Consider the following 19,858-nt stretch of genomic DNA (forward strand, 5'->3'; position numbering starts at 1 on the left):
GGGGGGCCGACGCGCGGGTTCGACGTTTGGAAGATGTTCGGGAAGGGGGGCGGGGGGTTCGAAAGCCCGGGGATTCGAGGGCCTGGGGTTCGAGGGTCCGGGATTCGGGGGCGGGACGGGGCGGCCGTCGACCGACCGGTCGCCGGCAGGGTCCGCACCCGGGTCCGGCGTGGAACCGGTCCCGGGGAGGGGGTCAGGCCGAGGTGTCGATGAGACCGAGGTAGATGTCCTCCAGGGACGGCCGGGTCACGGTCAGCTCGGGGACCTCGCCGTCGAAGCGGCCGGTCAGCTCCAGGACGGTCGTGGTGGGCGTGTCCGTCTCCACGAAGCGGCGCTCGCCCTCCTCGGACCAGCCGACCACGGCCTTGGCGGTGGCCCTGCCGCCCAGGGACGCGGGATCGCCCTCGGCCACGATCCGCCCCGCGGAGACCACCGCCACCCGGTCGGCCAGTGCCTCGGCCTCGTCCAGGTAGTGGGTCGTCAGCACGATCGTGGTGCCGTCACGGGCCAGGCCCTCGATCAGCTCCCAGAAGCGCCTGCGGGCCTCCGGGTCGAACCCGGTGGTCGGCTCGTCCAGGAAGAGCAGGTCGGGGCCGCCGATCACGCCGAGCGCGACGTCCACCCGGCGCCGCTGGCCACCGGAGAGCTGCCGGATGCGGCTGTTCGCCTTCCCGGTCAGCCCGACCAGCTCGATCACCTCGTCCGGGTCCTTGGACCGCGGGTAGTAGCGCGCGAAGTGCCGGACGGTCTCCCGTACGGTCGTTTCGGCCACGTCCTCGGCCGTCTGCGGCACGATGCCGATCCGCGACCGCCACGCCCGGGTGGGACTGCCGGGATCGACGCCCAGGACGCTGACCTCGCCGGCGTCCCTGGTGCGGTGCCCCTCCAGGATCTCGACCGTGGTGGACTTCCCGGCCCCGTTCGGGCCGAGGATCGCGAAGACCTCGCCCGCGTGGATGTCGAGGTCGATACCGGCGACGGCCTGCACGTCGCCGTAGCGCTTGGTCAGGCCTCTCACTCTCACCGCTGTGCTCATGTCCCCAGCCTCGCGTCGGCGAGGCCGCGGCGGGACCAACGTTCGACGGAGCCGGTTGTCCACCGAACGGAGGACGCGCGGAGGACACGCGGAGGACACGGCGGGGGACGTCACCGGCGAGCGCGATCGGGTGCGTGCCTCGCCGTGGCCGGCGTTGTATCCTCTGCGAGGGCATCAAACGTCGTCACCGGTCGGGTGAGGCGCACGAGGTGTCCGGGATGCCTTTGGGGGCATTTCAGCATGGCTGTTCATTTCAATCACACGATCGTCTTCTCCCGGGACAGGCAGGTCTCCGCCGAGTTCCTGGCCCACGTCCTCGGGTTGAAGGTCGGCAGGCAGTGGGGCCCGTTCCTCCCGGTGGAGACGGCCAACGGTGTCACCCTGGACTTCGCGACCAGCGACCAGGAGACGATCACGGAGCACCACTACGCGTTCCTGGTCGGCGAGGACGAGTTCGACGAGATCCTCGGGCGGGTCAAGGCGGCCGGGGTCACCTACTATCCGGATCCCCGGCTCTCCCGCCCGAACGAGATCAACCACAACGACGGCGGGCGGGGTTTCTACTTCCTCGACCCCGACGGGCACGGCATGGAAGTGATCACCGTCCCCTACGGCGGCTGGTGACCACGGGCCCCGCCCGGCACGTCCGCGCCGCAGGGGCCTGAGCCCGCACTCCCGTCACGCCCGCACCGGTGGGAACGGCGTCGCGTCCACGCCGGGCGGGCGTGATCCGCGGTCTCCCCGACGCCCGGAACGCCCAGAACGACCGGAACGCCCGGAACGCTCAGAACAGTGTGTCGTTGCGCTCGATGCCGCGCAGCTCGTCGTAGTCCAAGGTCACGCAGCGGATACCGCGGTCGGTGGCCAGCGTCTTGGCCTGCGGGGCGATGCTCTGCGCGGCCAGGACGCCGCTGACCGGGGCGAGCAGCGGGTCGCGGTTCATCAGCTCCAGGTAGCGGGTCAGCTGTTCCACGGCGTCGATGCCGGCGCGGCGCTTGAGCTCCACGGCGACGGACGCGCCGGTGTGGTCGCGGCAGAGGATGTCGACCGGCCCGATGGCCGTCATGTACTCGCGGCGCACCAGGGTCCAGCCCGCTCCCAGGGTGGTGATGTGCTCGGCCAGCAGCTCCTGCAGGTGGGCCTCGACCCCGTCCTTGATCAGGCCCGGGTCCACGCCCAGCTCGTGGCTGGTGTCGTGGATGATCTCCTCCATGGTGAGGACCAGCTGCTCACCGGTCTTGCCGTGGGTGACCGTCCAGGTGCCCTCCTCCTCGCGGAGCCTGCACGGCGGGTTCATCCAGTTCAGCGGCTTGAAGGCCCGGTCGTCCGCGTGGATGGAGACGCTGCTGTCGGCCTTGATGAGAATGAGCCGGGGTGCCATCGGAAGATGGGCGGTGAGCTTTCCGACGTAATCCACGCTGCACCGCGCGATGACCAGACGCATGACCGAACCCTACCGGCCGGACGGTCCCCGGATCCCCGTGATCCGTCCGGCCGGCAGGGCGGCGTGCCGCTTCTCCGCGGCGTTCGTCAGCGCATCGCCGTCAGTGCATCCACCGTCAGCGCATCGCCTCGGAGAGCTTGACGCGCCCGCCGGTGCGCAGGACCGCGCGCCGGTAGATGCGCGCGCCGAGCATGAGGGTGCCCACCGTCGCCAGGAGCATCAGGACCGCCGCCACGGCGATCTCCCAGGCGAGCACCTGGCCCCCGGCCATCCGTACCGGCATGACCATGGAGGAGAACGGCGGCACCAGGGACAGGATCCGGGCCACCGAGCCGTTGGGCTGGACCGCCGCGTAGTAGGCCACCAGGTAGGTGACCATCATGAGCATCGTCATCGGCGTCAGGACGCTGTTGGCGTCCTCCTGCCGGGAGACCAGCGATCCGAGCGCCGCGGCCAGCGCCGCGAAGAACGCATAACCCAGGACGAACCAGAACAGGGCGCTGAGCACGATGCCGGTCATGCCCGGGGGCAGGTCGGCGGCGAGGCCGGTGGCCGCGGCCGCGCCGAGACCGGCCACGATGATCACGACGAGGTTCGCCAGCGCGAGCGCGCCCAGTCCCACGATCTTGCCGCCCAGCAGCTGCCAGGGGCGGACCGAGGTCAGCAGGATCTCCACGATCCGGCTGCCCTTCTCCTCGACCACCCCCATCGCGACGTACATGGAGGAGTAGATGAGCAGGAAGAACAGCACCATGACCAGCAGGGACGCGATGCCCGTCCGCACGCCCGCGTAGCGGGCGTCGACGCCGACCGAGACCTGCTCCAGGGGCGCGACCTGCATCGCCTGGGCGACCTTGGCCGGATCGAGGCCGGCGTCGGCCAGCCGGCTCTGGGCCTGGACGGTCTGGTTGGCGTTCTCCAGCAGCAGGCCCAGCTCGCGGTCGACCTCGCCGTCGGCGAGCACCCTGCGGCCGTCCACCACGGCGGCGTCCAGGTCGCCCGCGGTGATCGCGGCGCGCGCGGCGTTCTCGTCGGGCAGGTCCCGGACGGTGATCTTCACGTCCTCGGCCGTGCCGGTCAGGGCCGGTCGCAGCGCCTGCGACTGCGTCCCGGCGAGTCCCACGGTGTAGGAGTCGGGCCCGGAGAAGAGCGTGGGCAGGTACGCGACCGCCGCGACCAGCACGGCGCTCACCACCAGGCTGATGACGAACGCCTTCGTACGGGCGCGCGTGACGATCTCGCGTCGCGCGACCAGCCAGAGCCCGTTCATCGCCGCACCGTCCCCTCACCCGAGGGCGTCACGCCCGCGGTCGTCGTGTCCGTGTTCGTGCCGTTCGTGGCCGGGCGCGTCATGCGACCGCCTCCCGGAAGATCTCGGTGAGCGTGGGCCGCTGCCAGCCGAAGTGCTCGACCCTCCCGGCCTTGATCGCCAGGTGCAGGACCTCCTGGCCGTCGCCGTCGACGCCCGCGACGAGCACCTCGTCGCCCCTCTCGGTGACCTCTCCCGGCAGGGTGGCGGTCCAGCCCGGGGCGGCGTTCCTGACGACCACCCTGAGCAGGCCGCGCCCGCCGCGGTCGCGCAGGCTCTCGGTCGTGCCGCTGGCCACCATGCGGCCCGCGGAGATGATGCCGACCGAGTCGCAGAGCCGCTCGACGAGGTCGAGCTGGTGGCTGGAGAAGAGCACCGGCACGCCCGTGCGGCAGCGTTCGGTGAGCACCTCGGCCAGCGCGTCGACGGCCAGCGGGTCCAGCCCGGAGAACGGCTCGTCCAGGACCAGGACCTCGGGCCGGTGCACCAGCGCCACCGCGAGCTGCGCGCGCTGCTGGTTGCCCAGCGAGAGCGTGTCCACCGCGTCACCGGCGCGTTCGGTGAGCGAGAGCCGCTCCAGCAGGTCGCCGGTGGCCTTCCTGGCCTCGCCCGCGCCCATGCCGCTGAGCCTTCCGAAGTACTCGATCTGTTCGGCGACCTTCATCTTCTGGTAGAGGCCGCGCTCCTCGGGCATGTAGCCGAACCTGCGGCGGTCCTCGAAGGTCAGTTCCCGGCCGTCGCGGCGCACGGTGCCCGAGTCGGCGGTCAGCACGCCCATCAGGATGCGCATCGTGGTGGTCTTACCGGCGCCGTTGGCCCCGACGAAGCCGAACATCTCGCCCGGCCGTACCGAGAACGTCACCCCGTCCAGGGCGGTCTTGTCGCCGTAGCGTTTGTGCAGGTCGTCAATTTCGATCATGAGGGGGACCCATCGGTGAGACGCCTCAGCACGGAGACGTAGTCGTGGAACGCCCGGCGGCCCTCGTCGGTGAGGGCCAGCCAGGTGCGTGGGCGCTTACCCACGAAGGCCTTCTCCACGCGGACGTAGCCGGCCTCTTCCAGGGTGATGACGTGCTTGGACAGCAGGGAGTCGCTGACCTCTATCGTGTCGCGCAGGAAGCGGAACTCGGCCCGGTCGGTGACCGCCAGCGCGGCCATGACCGAGAGCCGGACGGGCGCGTGGATGACGTCGTCGAGCTCGTGGCGGGGGTGTGAACCCGCGCCGCCCGCTCCACCCGTGCCGTCCGTGCTTCCCGCGCCGGTCGTGCCGCCCGCGCCGTTCGTGCCGTTCGCGCCGCCCGTGCCGTTCGCCTGGCTCACCGTGCCGCCCGCAGCACCCGCCAGGCGGCGTAGAGGGGAGGCAGGCTCGCGCAGGCCGCCAGCACGACCAGCGCCACCTTCCAGCCGGTACCGGGATCGTCGGGGACGAGGAACAGGCCGACCAGGAAGACGACCGCGACGGCGCCGAGGTAGGTGACCGTGACCGGCCCGGTCGGCCTGCCGGCCCAGGTGACCTCGCGGTCCTCGACGCTCATCCTGCCGAGATACCAGGTGGACGCGACGGTCAGGACGAGCCACAGCAGGCCGACCGTCAGCTGGGACCAGGCGGGACCGAAGTTCATGACCGGCCAGTACACGATCGTGGCCAGGCCGACGATCAGGTAGATCAGCCCGGCGACGCGCGCCGGGCGCCGGGCGCGCCGGTCGACCTCGCCGATCCGGCGCAGCGCCTCCTGGGGTGTCAGCTCTTCCTTCACGCCTCCTCCTCTGCTCATGTTCTCAAACAGTAATGGATACTCAACTCGCGTTCAAGTAGTCGCGTGTTGTTCACTACTAGGAACCGGCTTTTGGGGTAGCCGGTACCTCTCTGGGACACTGTGGCGATGCCGGAGCAGGTCGTCCGCCACGCGGAGCGGGTTCCGCGGGCAGGGTGGGGAGAGTGATGACGAGCACGTTCGTGACGGTCGGTGTGGTCGGTCTGGGCACGATGGGCGCCGGGATCGCCGAGTGTTTCGCCCGCGCGGGGATCTCCGTGATCGGCGTGGAGGCCGGTCCGGAGGCGCTGGCACGGGGACGGGGTCACCTGGAGGACTCCACCGGACGCGCGCTCGCCAAGGGCAGGCTGACCGAGGCGGCCCGCGCGGAGATCCTCGGCAGGGTGACCCTGACGACCTCGCTGGAGGACCTGGCCGACGCCGACCTGGTGATCGAGGCCGTCCCCGAGGTCATGGACTTCAAGCGGGCGATCTTCACCGACCTGGACCGCATCTGCAAGCCGTCCGCGGTGCTCGCCACCAACACCTCCTCGCTCTCGATCACCGCGATCGCGGCCACCACCACCCGGCCGGGCCGGGTGATCGGCATGCACTTCTTCAACCCCGCGCCGGTCATGAAGCTGATCGAGGTGATCCACACGATGGTCACCGACGAGGGGCTGGCCGAGGAGGTGGCGGAGCTGGCGCGGCGGCTCGGCAAGACCCCGGTCACCGTCGGCGACCGGGCCGGGTTCGTGGTCAACCGGCTCCTGCTGCCGTACCTGAACCACGCCGCCGTCCTGCTGGAGAGCGGCCTGGCCGGCCGCGACGACATCGACACCGCGATGCGGCTCGGCGCGGGGCTGCCGATGGGCCCCTTCGCCCTGCTGGACCTGATCGGCCTGGACACCTCCTACGAGGTGCTGAGCGTGCTGTTCCAGGAGAGCCGCGACCGCCGCCACGCGCCCGCGCCGATCCTGCGCGAGCGGATCTCGGCCGGCCTGCTCGGCCGCAAGGCGGGCGGCGGCTTCTACGGGCCCGGCGAGCACGCCGACACCTCCCACACCTCCGGCGCCTCCGGCCCGTCCGCGGACGGGCCCTCGCCGAAGCGGGTCGCGGTCCTGGGCGAGGGGGGCGACGCCTTCGCCGCCCGCCTGGCCGATGAGGGCCTCACGATCACACCGGTGGAGGAGGCCGAGGCGGTCCTCGCCCTGTCCAGCGTCCCGGTGATCGAGCTCGCCCCGCGGCTGCCGCACCCCGAGCGCCTGGTCGGCGTGCACCTGGTGGGCGAGGGCGTCGCCGAGGTCGCCTCCACGGTGCTGACCGACCCCCGGGTCGCGCGCGCCGTGCAGAGCCTGGTCCGGGCCGCCGGTCGCGTCCCGGTGCCGTGCCGGGACCGTGCCGAGTTCGTGGTCGACGCGCTGCTGTACCCGTACCTCAACGACGCCGTCCGGATGTACGACTCCGGATACGCGACCTGCGAGGACATCGACGTCGCCATGCGGCTCGGCTGCGGCTACCGGCAGGGCCCGTTCGAGACGATCGACGCGCTCGGCCTGGAGACCGTCCGCGACGGGCTGCGCGCCCTCTACGCGGAGTACCGCGAACCGTTCCTCGCGCCCGCGCCGCTGCTGGAGCAGCTCGTCGCGGCCGGGGTCCGGAGCTTCCGAGACCGGCCGTGAGCCCTCGCAGGGCACGCCGCGCCGGCCCCTTCGACCGCGACGGCAAGGGGACGGCACGCCCGGTGGGCGCCTTCGTGCCCGGCCTGGACCGTACCGAGGAGTGGCCCGACGGTGAGTGGCGGGTGCGCAGGCTCACCGGTGGCGCGGCGGACAAGGTCTACCGCTGCCCCGGCTGCGACCAGGAGATCGGGGCGCGCGTGCCGCACGTGGTGAGCTGGCCGGCCTGGCCCGGCGGCGAGGACGAGCGCAGGCACTGGCACACCGCGTGCTGGCGCAACCGGCTCAGGCACGGCCCCGGCCGCAGCAGATACTGAACGACCGACGACGCGGATCTGAGGAGAGACATGGAGATCAGGGCCTCCACGGTGCTGCCCGCGCGCAGGGAGCCGATCGAGCTGCACACCGGTGACGGGCTGACCCTCGTCGGCGAGCTGGCCCTCCCGGCCGACCGGCCCCCGGTGGCCACGCTGGTCTGCCTGCACCCGCTGCCCACCCACGGCGGCATGATGGACAGCCACGTGTACAAGAAGGCGGCCAACCGGCTTCCCGCCCTTGCCGACCTGGCCGTGCTGCGGTTCAACACCCGCGGCACCACCTCCGAGCGGGGCACCTCCCAGGGCGCCTTCGCCGAGGGCGAGGGCGAGCGCCTGGACGTCGCCGCCGCGCTGGAGTACGCCGACTTCCACGACCTGCCCCGGGTCTGGCTGGTCGGCTGGTCCTTCGGCACCGAGCTGGCGCTCAAGTGGGGGCACGACCCGCTGGTGCAGGGCGCGATCCTGCTCTCCCCGCCGCTGCGCCGGGCGGGCGACGCCGACCTCGACGCCTGGGCGCGGTTCGGCCGGCCGCTGGTCGCGCTGGTGCCCGAGTTCGACGACTACCTCCGCCCGCAGGAGGCCCGCGAGCGGTTCGCCCGGGTGCCGCAGGCCGAGGTCGTCGGGGTGGACGACGCCAAGCACCTGTGGGTCGGCGAGCCGTACGTGCGGATCGTGCTCGACGAGATCGTCCGGCGGGTGAACCCGGCGGCCCACCCCCTGCCCACCGAGGTCGCCGACCAGCCCGGCCAACCCGACCCGGTCGGCCGGCCCGGCCAGCCCGGTCAAACCGGTGAGGAGGACCGGACCGACCGGCCCGCCGAGGTCGCGGGCCCCTAGACCCGCCCGTCCCGGACCCCCGTCGTGACCTTCGTGACCGTATCGGCGGGACCGTCCCGTTCACCGGCGGCGCGATCACCCCGCCGCCGGGAACGGCGGGCGATCAGGGGGTGCCGGGGACGGGCCGCGGGAATACGGTGGGGGGCGTGCAGCTGTACACACGCTCGGCGGGTGAGGGACTTCCGGTCGTCCTCCTTCACGCCTTCCCCCTGTCCTCGGCCATGTGGCTGGCCCAGCGGGAGGGCCTGGCCGAGGTCTGCAAGGTCATCACGCCCGACCTGCGCGGCTTCGGCGGCTCGGTGCTGGGCGAGGACGAGCCCTCCCTGGACGTGATGGCCGACGACGTCGCCCGGCTGCTGGACCGCGAGGGCGCCGACCGGGCCGTCGTCGGCGGCCTGTCCATGGGCGGCTACGTGACGATGGCCCTGTGCCGCCGCCACCCCGACCGCCTGCTGGGGGTGATCCTCGCCGACACCAAGGCGAGCGCCGACCCCGAGGAGACCAGGTCCGGCCGCGAGCGGATCGCCGACGACGTGCTGAGGGAGGGCACGTCCGTCCTGGTGGAGAAGGTGCTGCCCGGCCTGCTCGGGCGGACCACGCTGGAGCGCAGGGCGATGGTCTCCGGCCGGGTGCGCGGGCTGGTCCAGGCCGCGCCGCCGGTCGCCGCCGCCTGGGCGCAGCGGGCCATGGCCGCCCGCCCGGACTCCTTCGACACGCTGCGGGCGCTCGACGCGCCGGTCCTGGTGATCGTGGGCGAGGAGGACGAGATCACTCCGGTCGCGGTCGCGGACGCGATGGCCGAGGCCGCCCCCGACGGGCGGCTGGCGGTGATCGAGAAGGCCGGTCACCTCAGCGCGATCGAGCAGCCCGAGGCGTTCAACCGGGCGGTGTCGGCCTTCGTCGCGGAACTCGGCGGGGGATCACCCCGCCGCTGAACGGCACGGGGACCGGCACGGGTCCCGTACGCCGGAGGGATCGGGCGGGGAGCACAGGAAGAGAGCCCGGCGACCGCGATGGTCGCCAGGCTCTCCGGTAGCCGTCGTCAACGCCCCGAGCCGTCGGCCGCCCTACTCCTGCCACCACTCCGCGTCGTCGTCCTTGGTCTCGGCCCTGGCGGGAGCCGGGACCGGCTTCTCGGCACCGTTGGCGCTCGCGGCCGGAATGGCCGGCTTCGGCGGGGCCGCGGCGATCGCGGGCTCCGGCTCGGCGGGCGGCAGCGGCGCGCCACCGAGGAGCTGGCGCAGCTGGGCGAGGTGGCTGGTGATGCTGTCGCGCTGGCGGGTCAGCTCGTCGACCTGGCGCTGGGCGACCGAGCGGCTGCGCTCGGACTCGGCCTTGGCCTCGGAGACGATGGACTCGGCGCTCGCCTTGGCCTCCGACACGACCTGGTCGGCGTTCTTGCGCGCGTTGGCCAGCAGCTGCTTGGCGTGCGTGTCCGCCTCGCGACGGGTCTGCTCGGCCTGCTGGGTGGCCTGGGTGGCCCGCTGCTCGGCGGTGGCCGCCCGCTGCTCGGCCTCGGCGACCAGCTTCTGGGTCGCGGCCTGCGCGGTGGCGTGGCGCTCGGCCTCCTGGCGCTCGGCGTCCTCGCGCCGGGCGGCGAGCTGGATCTCGAACTCCGCCTCGTCCTGGGCCCGCTTGGCCTCGGACTCCTCCAGCACCCGCTGTGCCTGGGCGCGCATCTCGTCGGCCTGGCGCTTGGCGGTGGTGAGGACCTCGTCGCGCTCGCGCTTGGTCGAGGCGCGCAGCTGCGCGACCTCGCGCTCGGTGGTGGTGCGCAGCTTGGCGATCTCGCGCTCGGCGTCGGCGCGCTTCTCGGCCACCTCGTGGTCGGCGGTGGCCCGCAGCTTGGAGACCTCGCGCTCGGTGGTGGAGGTCAGCTCGTCGGCCTCGCGGCGGGCGGTCGAGCGGATCTCCTCGGCGTCGCGCTCGGCGCTGGTGCGCATCTCCTCGACCTCGCGGGTGGCGAGGGCGCGCTTCTCGGCCGCCTCGTTCTCGGCGGCGGCGCGCAGGTCCGCGGCCTCGACCTTGGACGCCGCCTTGATCTCGTTCGCCTCGGACCTGGCGGCCTGCACGAGCTCGGTCGCCTGCTCCTCCGCCAGGCGGAGCAGCTGCTCGATCCGGGCGCCGAGGCCGGAGTAGGTCGGGCGCTCCTGCTCCTGGAGCTGCCTCTGCGAGTCGGACAGCTCCCGCTGCAGGGCCTGAACCTGCTCCCGGGCCTGTCGCAACTCGCCGTCGACCTGCTTCAGATGGTCGTGCACCTGGTGCCGGTCAAAGCCACGGAGCACCACGTCGAATTCCCGAGCGGGAGCGTCCTCGAAGAAGTTGTTGAGCTGGGCGTCGATGTCGGACTGCATGGAGGCTCGATCCTGGGTTGTCGAGACGGCTACACGGGCCGGACGGGGGTTTCAGGCATCCGAAGCGGGAGCCGGGGCGGGATCCACGTCCGGTGGTACGCCAGCGTACTCCGCCGGTGCCGAGTTGGCTGTCTCGTCCGGCTTTATGAGTGACTTGTTACGTATCAGCGTTTCTTGCCTCCTGCGTGGTCTCCGGCTGCCCTTCCGCGGCCTGTACGAGCTCGGTGAGCATGCCCCCGACGTCCTTGGGGTGGAGGAATCCGATCGAGGAACCCATCGAGCCGTGGCGCGGCGTCTCGTCCAGCAGTCGCACCCCCCGGGAGCCGACCTCCTCCAGCGCCCGCGCGACGTCCGGGACGCCGAAGGCGACATGATGCACCCCCTCCCCGCGCTTGGCCAGGAATTTGCCGACCGGCGTGTCGGGCCCGAGCGGTTCGAGGAGCTGGATGTACGATCCACCGCCCTGCCCGTCGGAGATGCGCAGCATGGCCTCCTTGACTCCCTGCTCCTCGTTGATCTCACGTGCCACCACCGTGAGGTCGAAGGTCCGCTGGAAGAAGGCGATCCTCTCCTCAAGGTCGTGACAGGCGATTCCCACATGGTCGATGCGCATGAACATGGGGTGTTCCTCCATGGCGGTCGCTGAGGTACTCATGGGTATGGTGGCAAAGTCGCCCAACGTCCCGCCAGGGAGGCCCCTGTTATGTCTGGTTCCGTCATCGTCGCCGGAGCTCGTACGCCCATCGGACGCCTGCTCGGCTCGCTGTCCGGACTGTCCGCCGCCGAGCTCGGCGGCATCGCGATCAAGGCCGCGCTGGAGCGCGCCGGCGTCGCCCCCGACGCCGTGCAATACGTGATCATGGGGCAGGTGCTCCAGGCCGGCACCGGCCAGATCCCGGCCCGTCAGGCCGCCGTGAAGGCGGGCATCCCGATGACCGTCCCCTCGCTGACGATCAACAAGGTCTGCCTGTCGGGCATGGACGCCATCGCCCTGGCCGACCAGCTCATCCGGGCCGGTGAGTTCGACATCGTGGTCGCGGGCGGCATGGAGTCCATGTCGAACGCCCCGCACCTGCTGCCCGGCATGCGCAGGGGCGTGAAGTACGGCGGCGCCGGCGTCGTCGACTCGATGGCCGTCGACGGCCTCACCGACGCCTACGACCAGGTGGCCATGGGCGAGTCCACCGAGCGGCACAACACCCGCCACGGCGTGACCCGCGAGGAGCAGGACGAGTTCTCGGCCCGCTCCCACGCCCTCGCCGCCGCCGCGATCAAGAACGGGACGTTCGACGACGAGATCGTCCCGGTGGCCATCCCGCAGCGCAAGGGCGACCCGGTGATCGTCTCCGCCGACGAGGGCGTCCGCGGGGACACCACCGTCGACGTCCTGGCAGGCCTGAAGCCGGCGTTCGCCAAGGACGGCACGATCACGGCCGGTTCGGCCTCGCAGATCTCCGACGGGGCCTGCGCGGTGGTCGTGATGTCCCGGGCCAGGGCCGAGGAGCTGGGGCTGACCTGGCTGGCCGAGATCGGCGCGCACGGCAACGTCGCCGGCCCGGACAACTCGTTGCACTCCCAGCCCGCCAACGCGATCAAGCACGCCCTGGGCAAGCAGGGGCTCTCGGTCGACGACCTGGACCTGCTGGAGATCAACGAGGCCTTCGCCCAGGTCGTCCTGCAGTCGGCCAGGGAACTCGGCGTGGGGCTCGACAAGGTCAACGTCAACGGCGGCGGCATCGCGATCGGCCACCCCATCGGCGCCTCCGGGGCGCGCATCGTGCTGGCCCTCGCCCACGAGCTCAAGCGCCGCGGCGGCGGTCTCGGCGCGGCCGGGCTCTGCGGCGGCGGCGGCCAGGGCGACGCCCTGATCCTGCGCGTCCCCTCGGTCTGACCGTGGAGGTCTCCGACCTGGTCGAGATGGCCAGGGCCGGCCGGCCCCGGGCGGTGGCCCGGCTGATCTCCATGGTCGAGAACGGCTCCCCGCGGCTCCGCGAGATCACCGCCCTGCTCTGCGCGGACCGGCCGCGGCGGGCCAGGATCATCGGCCTGACCGGTTCGCCCGGCGTCGGCAAGTCCACCTCGACCGGGATGCTCGTCCAGGCGTTCCGCAAGCGCGACCTGCGGGTCGGCGTGCTCGCCGTCGACCCGTCCTCGCCGTTCACCGGCGGGGCACTGCTGGGCGACCGGGTCCGGATGCAGGACCACGCCACCGACCCGGACGTGTTCATCAGGTCGATGGCCAGCCGCGGGCACCTGGGCGGGCTGTCGTGGGCCGCGCCGCAGGCGTTGCGCGTCCTGGAGGCGGCCGGGTGCGACGTCGTCCTGGTGGAGACCGTCGGGGTCGGCCAGGCCGAGGTGGACATCGCCTCGCTGGCCGACACCACCATCGTGCTGCTCGCCCCCGGGATGGGCGACGGCGTCCAGGCGGCCAAGGCGGGCATCCTGGAGATCGCCGACGTGTTCGTGGTCAACAAGGCCGACCGCGACGGGACCCAGGCCACCGTCCGCGAGCTGCGCAACATGCTCGCCCTGGTCGAACGGCCCTGGAGACCGCCGATCGTGCCGACCGTGGCCTACCGGGGGGAGGGGGCCGAGGAGGTGGCCGACGCCCTCGACGCCCACCTCGCGTACCTGGAGTCCTCGGGCGAGCTCGTCCGGCGGCGCCACGCCAGGGCCCGCGACGAGATCGAGGCGATCGCCCTGGCCGCGCTGCGCTCGCGCTTCGCGCACCTGCACGGGGACCGGCGCCTGGACGCCCTGGCCACCCGCGTCCTGGACGCGGGACTCGACCCCTACACGGCGGCGGACGAGCTCATGGAGGCCACCGGCTGACCCCGGACCCTCCGGCCGGGACCGCTCGCACGGCGGTCCCGGCCGGAGGGCGGTGGTGTCACGGCCCGCGCGGGCGCCCGTCCCACCCGGGCACCGGCCGCGGGTGCGGGGGGTATGGGGGGTACGGCGGGGGTCAGGGCTCGTCGGTGAACTTGACGACGACCTTCGTGAAACCGAGCCCCTTCAGCATGCCCTCAAGCATGATCTTGGTGTTCTGGTCGGCCCGCTTGCGCAGGTCGCTGGCCACCGCGGCCTCGGTGATCTTCTTCTCGGCCAGCATGTACAGCTCCCGCTGGTCGTTCGGGGAGGAGGACAGCAGGTCCTCGACCCGGTCGAAGAGACCGCGCTGCTGGGCGTGGACGTAGGAGCGCTTGTTGTCCAGGTTCGCCTTCTCCAGCTGGGCGCGGGGCAGCCTGACCGTGACCTCGGTGCGGTCGGGGGAGACCGTCAGCGCGCCCTGGGCGATGCCGCCGAAGTCGACGTAGGCGTCGACGCTGCCCGCGCCGACGAAGAGCGTGCGGCTGCCCTTGACCGCGTCGGGCAGGAAGGCCGCGTCCTTCTCCAGGTCGACCACCACCTGGAAGTTACCGGTGGCGGCCTCGAAGCGGCTGAGGTTGTGAATGGACTCCAGCAGCACGGGCTGGCTGCGGTCGACCGTGGCCTCGCCGAACGGGTTCAGCGACGACCAGGCCAGCCGGGCCCCCACCGCGAGGAGGACCGCGACGACGAGGAGCGTGACGAGGAGCGGCCAGCGACGCCTGCGCGGCGGCGCCGGTGGCGTGCCGGGCGGAGCTTCCTGGGAGGCTTTCACAGCGCTCTCCTTCCCCGGACGGTGGTCTTCTCACCCGGAGCCTATGCCGATCTTGTCAGCCCCGGGGTGACGGTACCGTGGCGCCCTCGGCGTAGGGGAGGCTCCACGGGGCCGCCGGGGTGCCGGCCGGTGACGGCGGCGGCCCGCCGGGTGCCCGGTGGGCCGGTCCGAGACTCGGCTCGGGCCCGATCGAGGCGCCCCCCGCGCCCTGGCCGGCCTGGCCGGCCTGGCCGTCCCCTCCGGTCTGCCCCGTCCTGGTGGCCTGGCCCGTCTGCCCCCCGAAGTGGGTGCTCTGCAGCCTGCAGCCGGTGAAGTCGGTGTAGTAGAGCCGGAGCCAGTCGCGTCGCTGGACGTCGGTGAGGCCGGAGAACCACGCCGCGGCGTACCGGTGCTCGGCCAGCGGCCCGCCCGGAAGCGGCTCCCCCCTCAGCCAGGCCGTCACGATGTCGCGGTACCCCGCGGCCGGGGTGGCGTCGCACCGCGAGGCCAGGCCGTCGACGAACTCGTCGGCCGCCTTCTCGGCGAACCCCGCGGCCAGGTCGTCCACGTGGATCGCGATCACACCGGCCGACAGGGGGGCCTCGTCGTCGCGGGAGTGCTGCTCGACCCGGGAGAACTCACCCGGGGTCCCCGCCAGCCGAGCCGCGATCTTGACGAACTCCGCGCTCAGCTCGGGCAGCCCGGCGCGCATCCCCGGGTGCACGCAGACCATGATCGGCCATTCCTGGCAGCTGTAGACCACCCGCTGCGCCGAGACCGGCTGCTGCTCGGTGAAGAGCCTGGCCATCCCGGTCCCCGCCGCCAGCACCGCGATCAGCGCGGCGGCCAGCACCAGCGCCTGGCGGGTCACCACGGCCGCCCAGCCGAGCAGCAGCGCCGCGCTGATCCCCACCAGCCAGAGCGTCTGGTCGGTGAACGCCGCCGCGTTCAGCCCCCGGAACGGGTCGTACGGCTCCCGGGTGGCGGGGGCGAGCCGGTCGCCCCAGGCCGGTCCCTGCGACAGCCAGGTGAACAGGCTGTAGCAGCCGAGCCCGGACAGCACCGGCGTGATCGTCCAGGGCATCAGCCAGCCGGTCACCCAGCCGATCACGACGTACAGCGCCAGCCCGGCCGCGCCCATCACCAGGCCGCTGGGCAGCAGCCGCCCGGCCTGCTCGGTCATCATGGTCCTGACCGCCAGGACCATCACGGTGGCGGTGAACGCGCCCCCGGCCACCACCAGGATCGCCAGCGGCGCCCGTACCGCCTGCCACGGGGTCATCGCCCGGCCGCCCGCCCCGCGCCGCCTGCGCACCGCCACCCAGGCGGCGAAGGCCGCCGCCACCGGGCCGGTCAGCCGGAGCGAGCCGATCACCGCGACGATGATGTTCTCCCACGCGCTGACACCGGGAACCAGGACGCTCCACGCCGCGGCCACCCCGAGCACGAGCAGGATGGCGACCGCCATCAGCCCGCTCTGCCGGAGTTCCTCGCGCGAAACGCCCCTGCGCTCACGCACCGGCGGGCGTGGTGGGAACCCACGCCGCGTCGGTGTGACCGGTATCGGTCCGGCGTTCGGACGCCGTCACGTTGTCGTTCATCAAGACACCCCCCGTGCCGTGAATGTGCCGTGAATGTGTGGGCGCCGGTCCCCTCGGCGCCGGTCCGGCTCGCGTCCCCCGCAGGCCGGACTGAGATCATCGCGGCCACTTGGCCACGGCCTCACCATTCGATGTGGGAACCATAACGGAGCGTGATGTTTGGCGCCCGGGTTCTTGGTGAAGCCATCAGCGCGGTGACTCTGCGCGTCCGGACGGACCGGCGTGAGGCCGCGCTACCGTAGCCCTGTGGGCACAGGTCAGCTGAATCTCCCGTTTGACCCCATCGAACGCGCCGCCTCGACGTGGCGCGTTCACTTCGGGCCCTCCTCGGCCATGGCCGCCGTCACATCGATCATGAGAGCGCACCAGATCCTGCTGTCGCAACTGGACACGCTGCTCAAACCACATGACTTGACCTTCGCGAGGTACGAGGCCCTGGTGCTGCTGACCTTCAGCAGGACGGGGGCGCTGCCGCTGTCGCGGATCGGCGAGCGCCTGATGGTGCACCCCACGAGCGTGACCAACACCGTCGGCCGCCTGGAACGCGCCGGGCTGGTACGCCGCCTGCCCAACCCGCGCGACGGCAGGGGAGTGCTGGCCGAGATCACCGACCGGGGCCGCGAGGTGGTCCGGCAGGCGACCGCCGACCTGATGGAGGCCGACTTCGCCATGTCCGCGTACGGGGAGGAGGAGCTCGGGCAGATGTTCGAGCTGTTCAGGACGTTGCGGGTGGCGGCGGGGGATTTCAGTGTTGATGGCGACGCTTCGCGTCGCGGTGAGTCCGCTTAGATCCGGCTCTGTGTTCATGGCGACGCTGCGCGTCGCGGTGAGTCCGCTCTGATCCGGCTCTGTGTTCATGGCGACGCTGCGCGTCGCGGTGAGTCCGCTCTGATCCGGCTCCTTCCCTCGTCACTCATCCGCTTCGCTCCTTCGCTCCTCGGTCCAGTCGCCGGCGCGGCCTCACGGCGCTTCTCGGTCCAGTCGCCGGCGCGGCCTCACGGGGCGGTCCCCGGGTGGGGTGAGAGGGCGTTTCCCTGAGGGCGGATCGAAGGGGCGGGCGGATCGCTGGCCAAGAATTAATAGGACGTCCTAGTATCTTGGGGAGGCCACAAGCCGGATTGAAGCCATATGCCGTACAAGGGGGTTGGCCATGGACGCCGAGCAGGTCGAGGCGGGACGGGCGCGCTGGCAGGCGCGGTTCGACGGGGCGCGTAAGCGCGATGCCGAGTTCCGGACCCTGTCGGGGCTCGACGTCGAACCGGTCTACGGGCCCGGCGGCGCCGACCCGCGGATGGAGCGCATCGGCTGGCCCGGGGAGTTCCCCTTCACCCGCGGCCTGCACCCCACCGGCTACCGGGGCAAGGCGTGGACCATCCGGCAGTTCGCCGGGTTCGGCAACGCGAAGCAGACCAACGAGCGCTACAAGATGATCCTCGGCGCGGGCGGCGGCGGGCTGAGCGTCGCCTTCGACATGCCGACCCTGATGGGCCGCGACTCCGACGACCCGCGCTCGCTCGGCGAGGTGGGCCACTGCGGCGTGGCGATCGACTCCGCCCTCGACATGGACCTGCTCTTCGACGGCATCCCGCTCGGCGACATCACCACCTCGATGACGATCAGCGGTCCGGCCGTCCCGATCTTCTGCATGTACGTCGTGGCCGCCGAGCGGCAGGGGGTGCCGGTCGGCAAGCTCAACGGGACCCTGCAGACCGACATCTTCAAGGAGTACATCGCGCAGAAGGAGTGGCTGTTCGCCCCCGAGCCGCACCTGCGGCTGATCGGCGACCTGATGGAGTTCTGCGCCTCCGACGTCCCGGCGTACAAGCCGCTCAGCGTCTCCGGCTACCACATCCGCGAGGCCGGCTCCACGGCCGCGCAGGAGCTGGCGTTCACCCTGGCCGACGGGTTCGGCTACGTCGAGCTGGGCCTGTCGCGCGGGCTGGACGTGGACGTCTTCGCCCCCGGCCTGTCGTTCTTCTTCGACGCGCACATCGACTTCTTCGAGGAGATCGCCAAGTTCCGCGCCGCCCGGCGGATCTGGGCGCGCTGGCTGCGCGACGTGTACGGCGCGAAGACCGACAAGGCCCAGTGGCTGCGCTTCCACACCCAGACGGCGGGCGTCTCGCTCACCGCGCAGCAGCCGTACAACAACGTGGTGCGCACCGCGGTCGAGGCGCTCGCGGCCGTGCTGGGCGGCACCAACTCGCTGCACACCAACGCGCTGGACGAGGTGCTGGCACTGCCTTCGGAGAAGGCCGCGGAGATCGCGCTGCGCACCCAGCAGGTGCTCATGGAGGAGACCGAGGTGGTCAACGTCGCCGACCCGCTCGGCGGATCCTGGTACGTGGAGGCGCTGACCGACCGGCTGGAGGCCGAGGCCGAGGCGATCTTCACCAAGATCCGGGACATGGGCCCGGACGGCACGATGACCTCCGGCATCCTGCGCGGCATCGAGGACGGCTGGTTCATGTCCGAGATCGCCGAGGCCGCCTTCGACTACCAGCGCAAGCTGGAGAAGGGCGAGAAGCGCATCGTCGGGGTCAACTGCCACACGGCCTCCATCGACGAGCCGCTGGAGATCCTCCGGGTCAGCCACGAGGTCGAGCGCGAGCAGAACCGCGTCCTGGCCGAGCGCCGCGCCGGGCGCGACCAGGCGGCGGTGGACGCCGCCCTGTCGGAGATGGTGCGCGTCGCACGGGGCGACGGCAACATGATCCCCGCGATGCTCGACGCCGCCAGGGCCGAGGCCACGCTGGGTGAGATCTGCGACGCGCTGCGCGCCGAGTGGGGCGTCTACACCGAGCCGGCCCGCTTCTAGCGGCGGCGGACCTTCCGGCGACGGACCGGGGCATCGACCGGGATACGGCAGGATTGGAGCATGAGCCCAGCGGACTTCACTCGACCCGGATCGCTCTACGGCGCCGTGGACCTCGGCGCACGCAAGCAGGCACTTGAGGCACAGGCGCGGCGGGAGACCGCCGCGCAGGAAACCGGCGGTGTTCCGGCGCCGGTCCTCGACGTCGACGACGCCAACTTCGCGGCCGAGGTCGTCGAACGCTCCATGAACGGCCTCGTGCTGCTGGAGCTCACCGTCACCCGTGCCGAGCAGGCCAAGCAGTACAGCCTGCTGCTGGAGAAACTGGCCGCGGAGAACGCCGGCCGGTTCACCCTCGCCAGGGTCGACGTCGAGCTCAGCCCGCAGATCGCCCAGGCCCTGCGGGTGCAGAACGTGCCCGCCCTGTACGCCATCTTCCAGGGGCAGCCGGTGGCGGTCGTGCCCGGCATCGCCACCGAGCCGCAGCTGCGCGACTGGCTGTCGCAGCTCATGGAGGCCCTCGCCCAGTACCTCCCGCCCCCCGGCGAGGAGCCCGAGCAGGGGCAGGAGCAGGCGCAGGAGCCCCCCGTCGACCCGGACGTGCTCGCGGCCGAGCGGGCCGTCGACGCCGGTGACCTCGACGGTGCCGTGGCCGCCTACGAGCGGCTGCTGGCCCGCTCCCCGAACGACCAGGACGCCAAGCTCGGCCTGGCCGGTCTCGGCCTGATCCGCCGGACGCAGGACGTCGACCCGGCCGACCTGCAGAGCCGCCTGGGCGACCCGGCCGACATCGAGGCCCAGCTCCTGGCCGCCGACTTCGACATGCTCGCGGGGGAGGTGGACAGGGCCTTCGACCGCCTCGTCGACGTGGTGCGCCGCACCTCGGGAGCCGACCGCGACAGGGCCAGGGTGCACCTGCTCGGCCTGTTCGACACCCTCCCGGGCGACGACCCGTCCATCGTGCGGGCCCGCAGGAACCTGGCCAGCGCGCTGTTCTGACCTCCCGCCGGGTTCGCGACGCCGAGCGGGGCGCACGGACCCGGCCGGTGGTGGCACGATGGGAGTCATCCCAACCAAAGTCAGTCGCAAA

20 protein-coding genes are annotated in these 19,858 nt (G+C 72.2%); 10 read left to right on the forward strand and 10 right to left on the reverse strand.

Going from position 1 to position 19,858, the window contains the following annotated elements; genetic code table 11:
• Nucleotides 1-193 precede the first annotated feature (193 nt).
• Nucleotides 194-1,036, reverse strand: a complete 843-nt coding sequence (locus tag ACZ6RT_RS12950; protein ID WP_470153534.1) for an ABC transporter ATP-binding protein — start codon at nt 1,034-1,036, stop codon at nt 194-196.
• Nucleotides 1,037-1,276: 240 nt separating this feature from the next.
• On the opposite strand from ACZ6RT_RS12950, the gene ACZ6RT_RS12955 reads away from it, so the two are divergent.
• Entirely contained in the window at nt 1,277-1,660 is a 384-nt protein-coding gene (locus ACZ6RT_RS12955; RefSeq protein WP_470153535.1) for a VOC family protein, read from the forward strand.
• A gap of 160 nt (nt 1,661-1,820) precedes the next feature.
• On the opposite strand, the gene nucS is transcribed toward ACZ6RT_RS12955, so the two are convergent.
• The 5 genes from nucS to ACZ6RT_RS12980 all read right to left on the reverse strand — a co-directional run bounded on the left by nucS (nt 1,821) and on the right by ACZ6RT_RS12980 (nt 5,546).
• Complete coding sequence (nucS, locus tag ACZ6RT_RS12960) at nt 1,821-2,480, reverse strand: endonuclease NucS (RefSeq protein WP_399187452.1); 660 nt, start codon at nt 2,478-2,480, stop codon at nt 1,821-1,823.
• Between the two features lie 115 nt (nt 2,481-2,595).
• Nucleotides 2,596-3,750, reverse strand: a complete 1,155-nt coding sequence (locus ACZ6RT_RS12965) for an ABC transporter permease (RefSeq protein ID WP_470153537.1) — start codon at nt 3,748-3,750, stop codon at nt 2,596-2,598.
• Nucleotides 3,751-3,829: 79 nt separating this feature from the next.
• Nucleotides 3,830-4,708 (reverse strand): ABC transporter ATP-binding protein, encoded by an 879-nt coding sequence (locus ACZ6RT_RS12970; protein ID WP_399187449.1) that lies wholly within the window; start codon nt 4,706-4,708, stop codon nt 3,830-3,832.
• Entirely contained in the window at nt 4,705-5,109 is a 405-nt protein-coding gene (locus ACZ6RT_RS12975) for a winged helix-turn-helix domain-containing protein (RefSeq protein WP_470153539.1), read from the reverse strand. The genes ACZ6RT_RS12970 and ACZ6RT_RS12975 overlap by 4 nt, the downstream gene beginning before the upstream one ends.
• Complete coding sequence (locus ACZ6RT_RS12980) at nt 5,106-5,546, reverse strand: hypothetical protein (protein ID WP_399187445.1); 441 nt, start codon at nt 5,544-5,546, stop codon at nt 5,106-5,108. The genes ACZ6RT_RS12975 and ACZ6RT_RS12980 overlap by 4 nt, the downstream gene beginning before the upstream one ends.
• A gap of 185 nt (nt 5,547-5,731) precedes the next feature.
• On the opposite strand from ACZ6RT_RS12980, the gene ACZ6RT_RS12985 reads away from it, so the two are divergent.
• From ACZ6RT_RS12985 to ACZ6RT_RS13000, 4 genes are all read left to right on the forward strand, one after another.
• Nucleotides 5,732-7,225, forward strand: coding sequence for a 3-hydroxyacyl-CoA dehydrogenase family protein (locus ACZ6RT_RS12985; RefSeq protein WP_470153541.1), 1,494 nt, complete (start codon nt 5,732-5,734; stop codon nt 7,223-7,225).
• The gene (locus ACZ6RT_RS12990; protein ID WP_470153543.1) at nt 7,222-7,539 is read left to right on the forward strand and encodes an ATP/GTP-binding protein; all 318 of its coding nucleotides are present in this window, start codon (nt 7,222-7,224) and stop codon (nt 7,537-7,539) included. Before ACZ6RT_RS12985 ends, ACZ6RT_RS12990 begins: the two co-directional genes overlap by 4 nt.
• A 30-nt stretch (nt 7,540-7,569) precedes the next feature.
• Entirely contained in the window at nt 7,570-8,376 is an 807-nt protein-coding gene (locus ACZ6RT_RS12995; protein WP_399187439.1) for an alpha/beta hydrolase, read from the forward strand.
• A 146-nt stretch (nt 8,377-8,522) separates the two neighbouring features.
• Nucleotides 8,523-9,311 (forward strand): alpha/beta fold hydrolase, encoded by a 789-nt coding sequence (locus ACZ6RT_RS13000; protein ID WP_470153544.1) that lies wholly within the window; start codon nt 8,523-8,525, stop codon nt 9,309-9,311.
• A gap of 132 nt (nt 9,312-9,443) precedes the next feature.
• On the opposite strand, the gene ACZ6RT_RS13005 is transcribed toward ACZ6RT_RS13000, so the two are convergent.
• Both ACZ6RT_RS13005 and mce read right to left on the reverse strand, forming a co-directional pair.
• A complete protein-coding gene (locus ACZ6RT_RS13005; RefSeq protein WP_399187435.1) occupies nt 9,444-10,730 on the reverse strand; it encodes a DivIVA domain-containing protein in 1,287 nt (428 codons plus the stop codon).
• 157 nt (nt 10,731-10,887) lie between these two features.
• Nucleotides 10,888-11,349, reverse strand: coding sequence for a methylmalonyl-CoA epimerase (gene mce, locus ACZ6RT_RS13010; RefSeq protein WP_344888579.1), 462 nt, complete (start codon nt 11,347-11,349; stop codon nt 10,888-10,890).
• An 84-nt stretch (nt 11,350-11,433) separates the two neighbouring features.
• On the opposite strand from mce, the gene ACZ6RT_RS13015 reads away from it, so the two are divergent.
• Both ACZ6RT_RS13015 and meaB read left to right on the forward strand, forming a co-directional pair.
• Complete coding sequence (locus tag ACZ6RT_RS13015; protein ID WP_399187433.1) at nt 11,434-12,621, forward strand: acetyl-CoA C-acetyltransferase; 1,188 nt, start codon at nt 11,434-11,436, stop codon at nt 12,619-12,621.
• 2 nt (nt 12,622-12,623) lie between these two features.
• Nucleotides 12,624-13,562, forward strand: coding sequence for a methylmalonyl Co-A mutase-associated GTPase MeaB (gene meaB / locus ACZ6RT_RS13020; protein ID WP_399187431.1), 939 nt, complete (start codon nt 12,624-12,626; stop codon nt 13,560-13,562).
• 133 nt (nt 13,563-13,695) lie between these two features.
• On the opposite strand, the gene ACZ6RT_RS13025 is transcribed toward meaB, so the two are convergent.
• Together ACZ6RT_RS13025 and ACZ6RT_RS13030 are read right to left on the reverse strand one after the other, a co-directional pair.
• Complete coding sequence (locus ACZ6RT_RS13025) at nt 13,696-14,373, reverse strand: DUF4230 domain-containing protein (RefSeq protein WP_399187429.1); 678 nt, start codon at nt 14,371-14,373, stop codon at nt 13,696-13,698.
• Between the two features lie 55 nt (nt 14,374-14,428).
• Nucleotides 14,429-15,820 carry a hypothetical protein gene (locus ACZ6RT_RS13030; RefSeq protein ID WP_470153546.1) on the reverse strand — a complete coding sequence of 464 codons (1,392 nt, stop codon included), beginning with the start codon at nt 15,818-15,820 and terminating at the stop codon, nt 14,429-14,431.
• Nucleotides 15,821-16,175: 355 nt separating this feature from the next.
• Here ACZ6RT_RS13030 and ACZ6RT_RS13035 point away from each other — a divergent pair, with 355 nt between their 5' ends.
• From ACZ6RT_RS13035 to ACZ6RT_RS13045, 3 genes are all read left to right on the forward strand, one after another.
• Nucleotides 16,176-16,742, forward strand: a complete 567-nt coding sequence (locus tag ACZ6RT_RS13035; RefSeq protein WP_470153548.1) for a MarR family winged helix-turn-helix transcriptional regulator — start codon at nt 16,176-16,178, stop codon at nt 16,740-16,742.
• 361 nt (nt 16,743-17,103) lie between these two features.
• Nucleotides 17,104-18,771: a methylmalonyl-CoA mutase gene (locus ACZ6RT_RS13040; protein WP_399187423.1), complete on the forward strand. Its 1,668-nt coding sequence runs from the start codon at nt 17,104-17,106 to the stop codon at nt 18,769-18,771.
• A gap of 60 nt (nt 18,772-18,831) precedes the next feature.
• Nucleotides 18,832-19,767, forward strand: coding sequence for a tetratricopeptide repeat protein (locus ACZ6RT_RS13045; RefSeq protein ID WP_399187421.1), 936 nt, complete (start codon nt 18,832-18,834; stop codon nt 19,765-19,767).
• Nucleotides 19,768-19,858: the final 91 nt, after the last annotated feature.

This window comes from Streptosporangium sp. NPDC050148, from assembly GCF_055586505.1.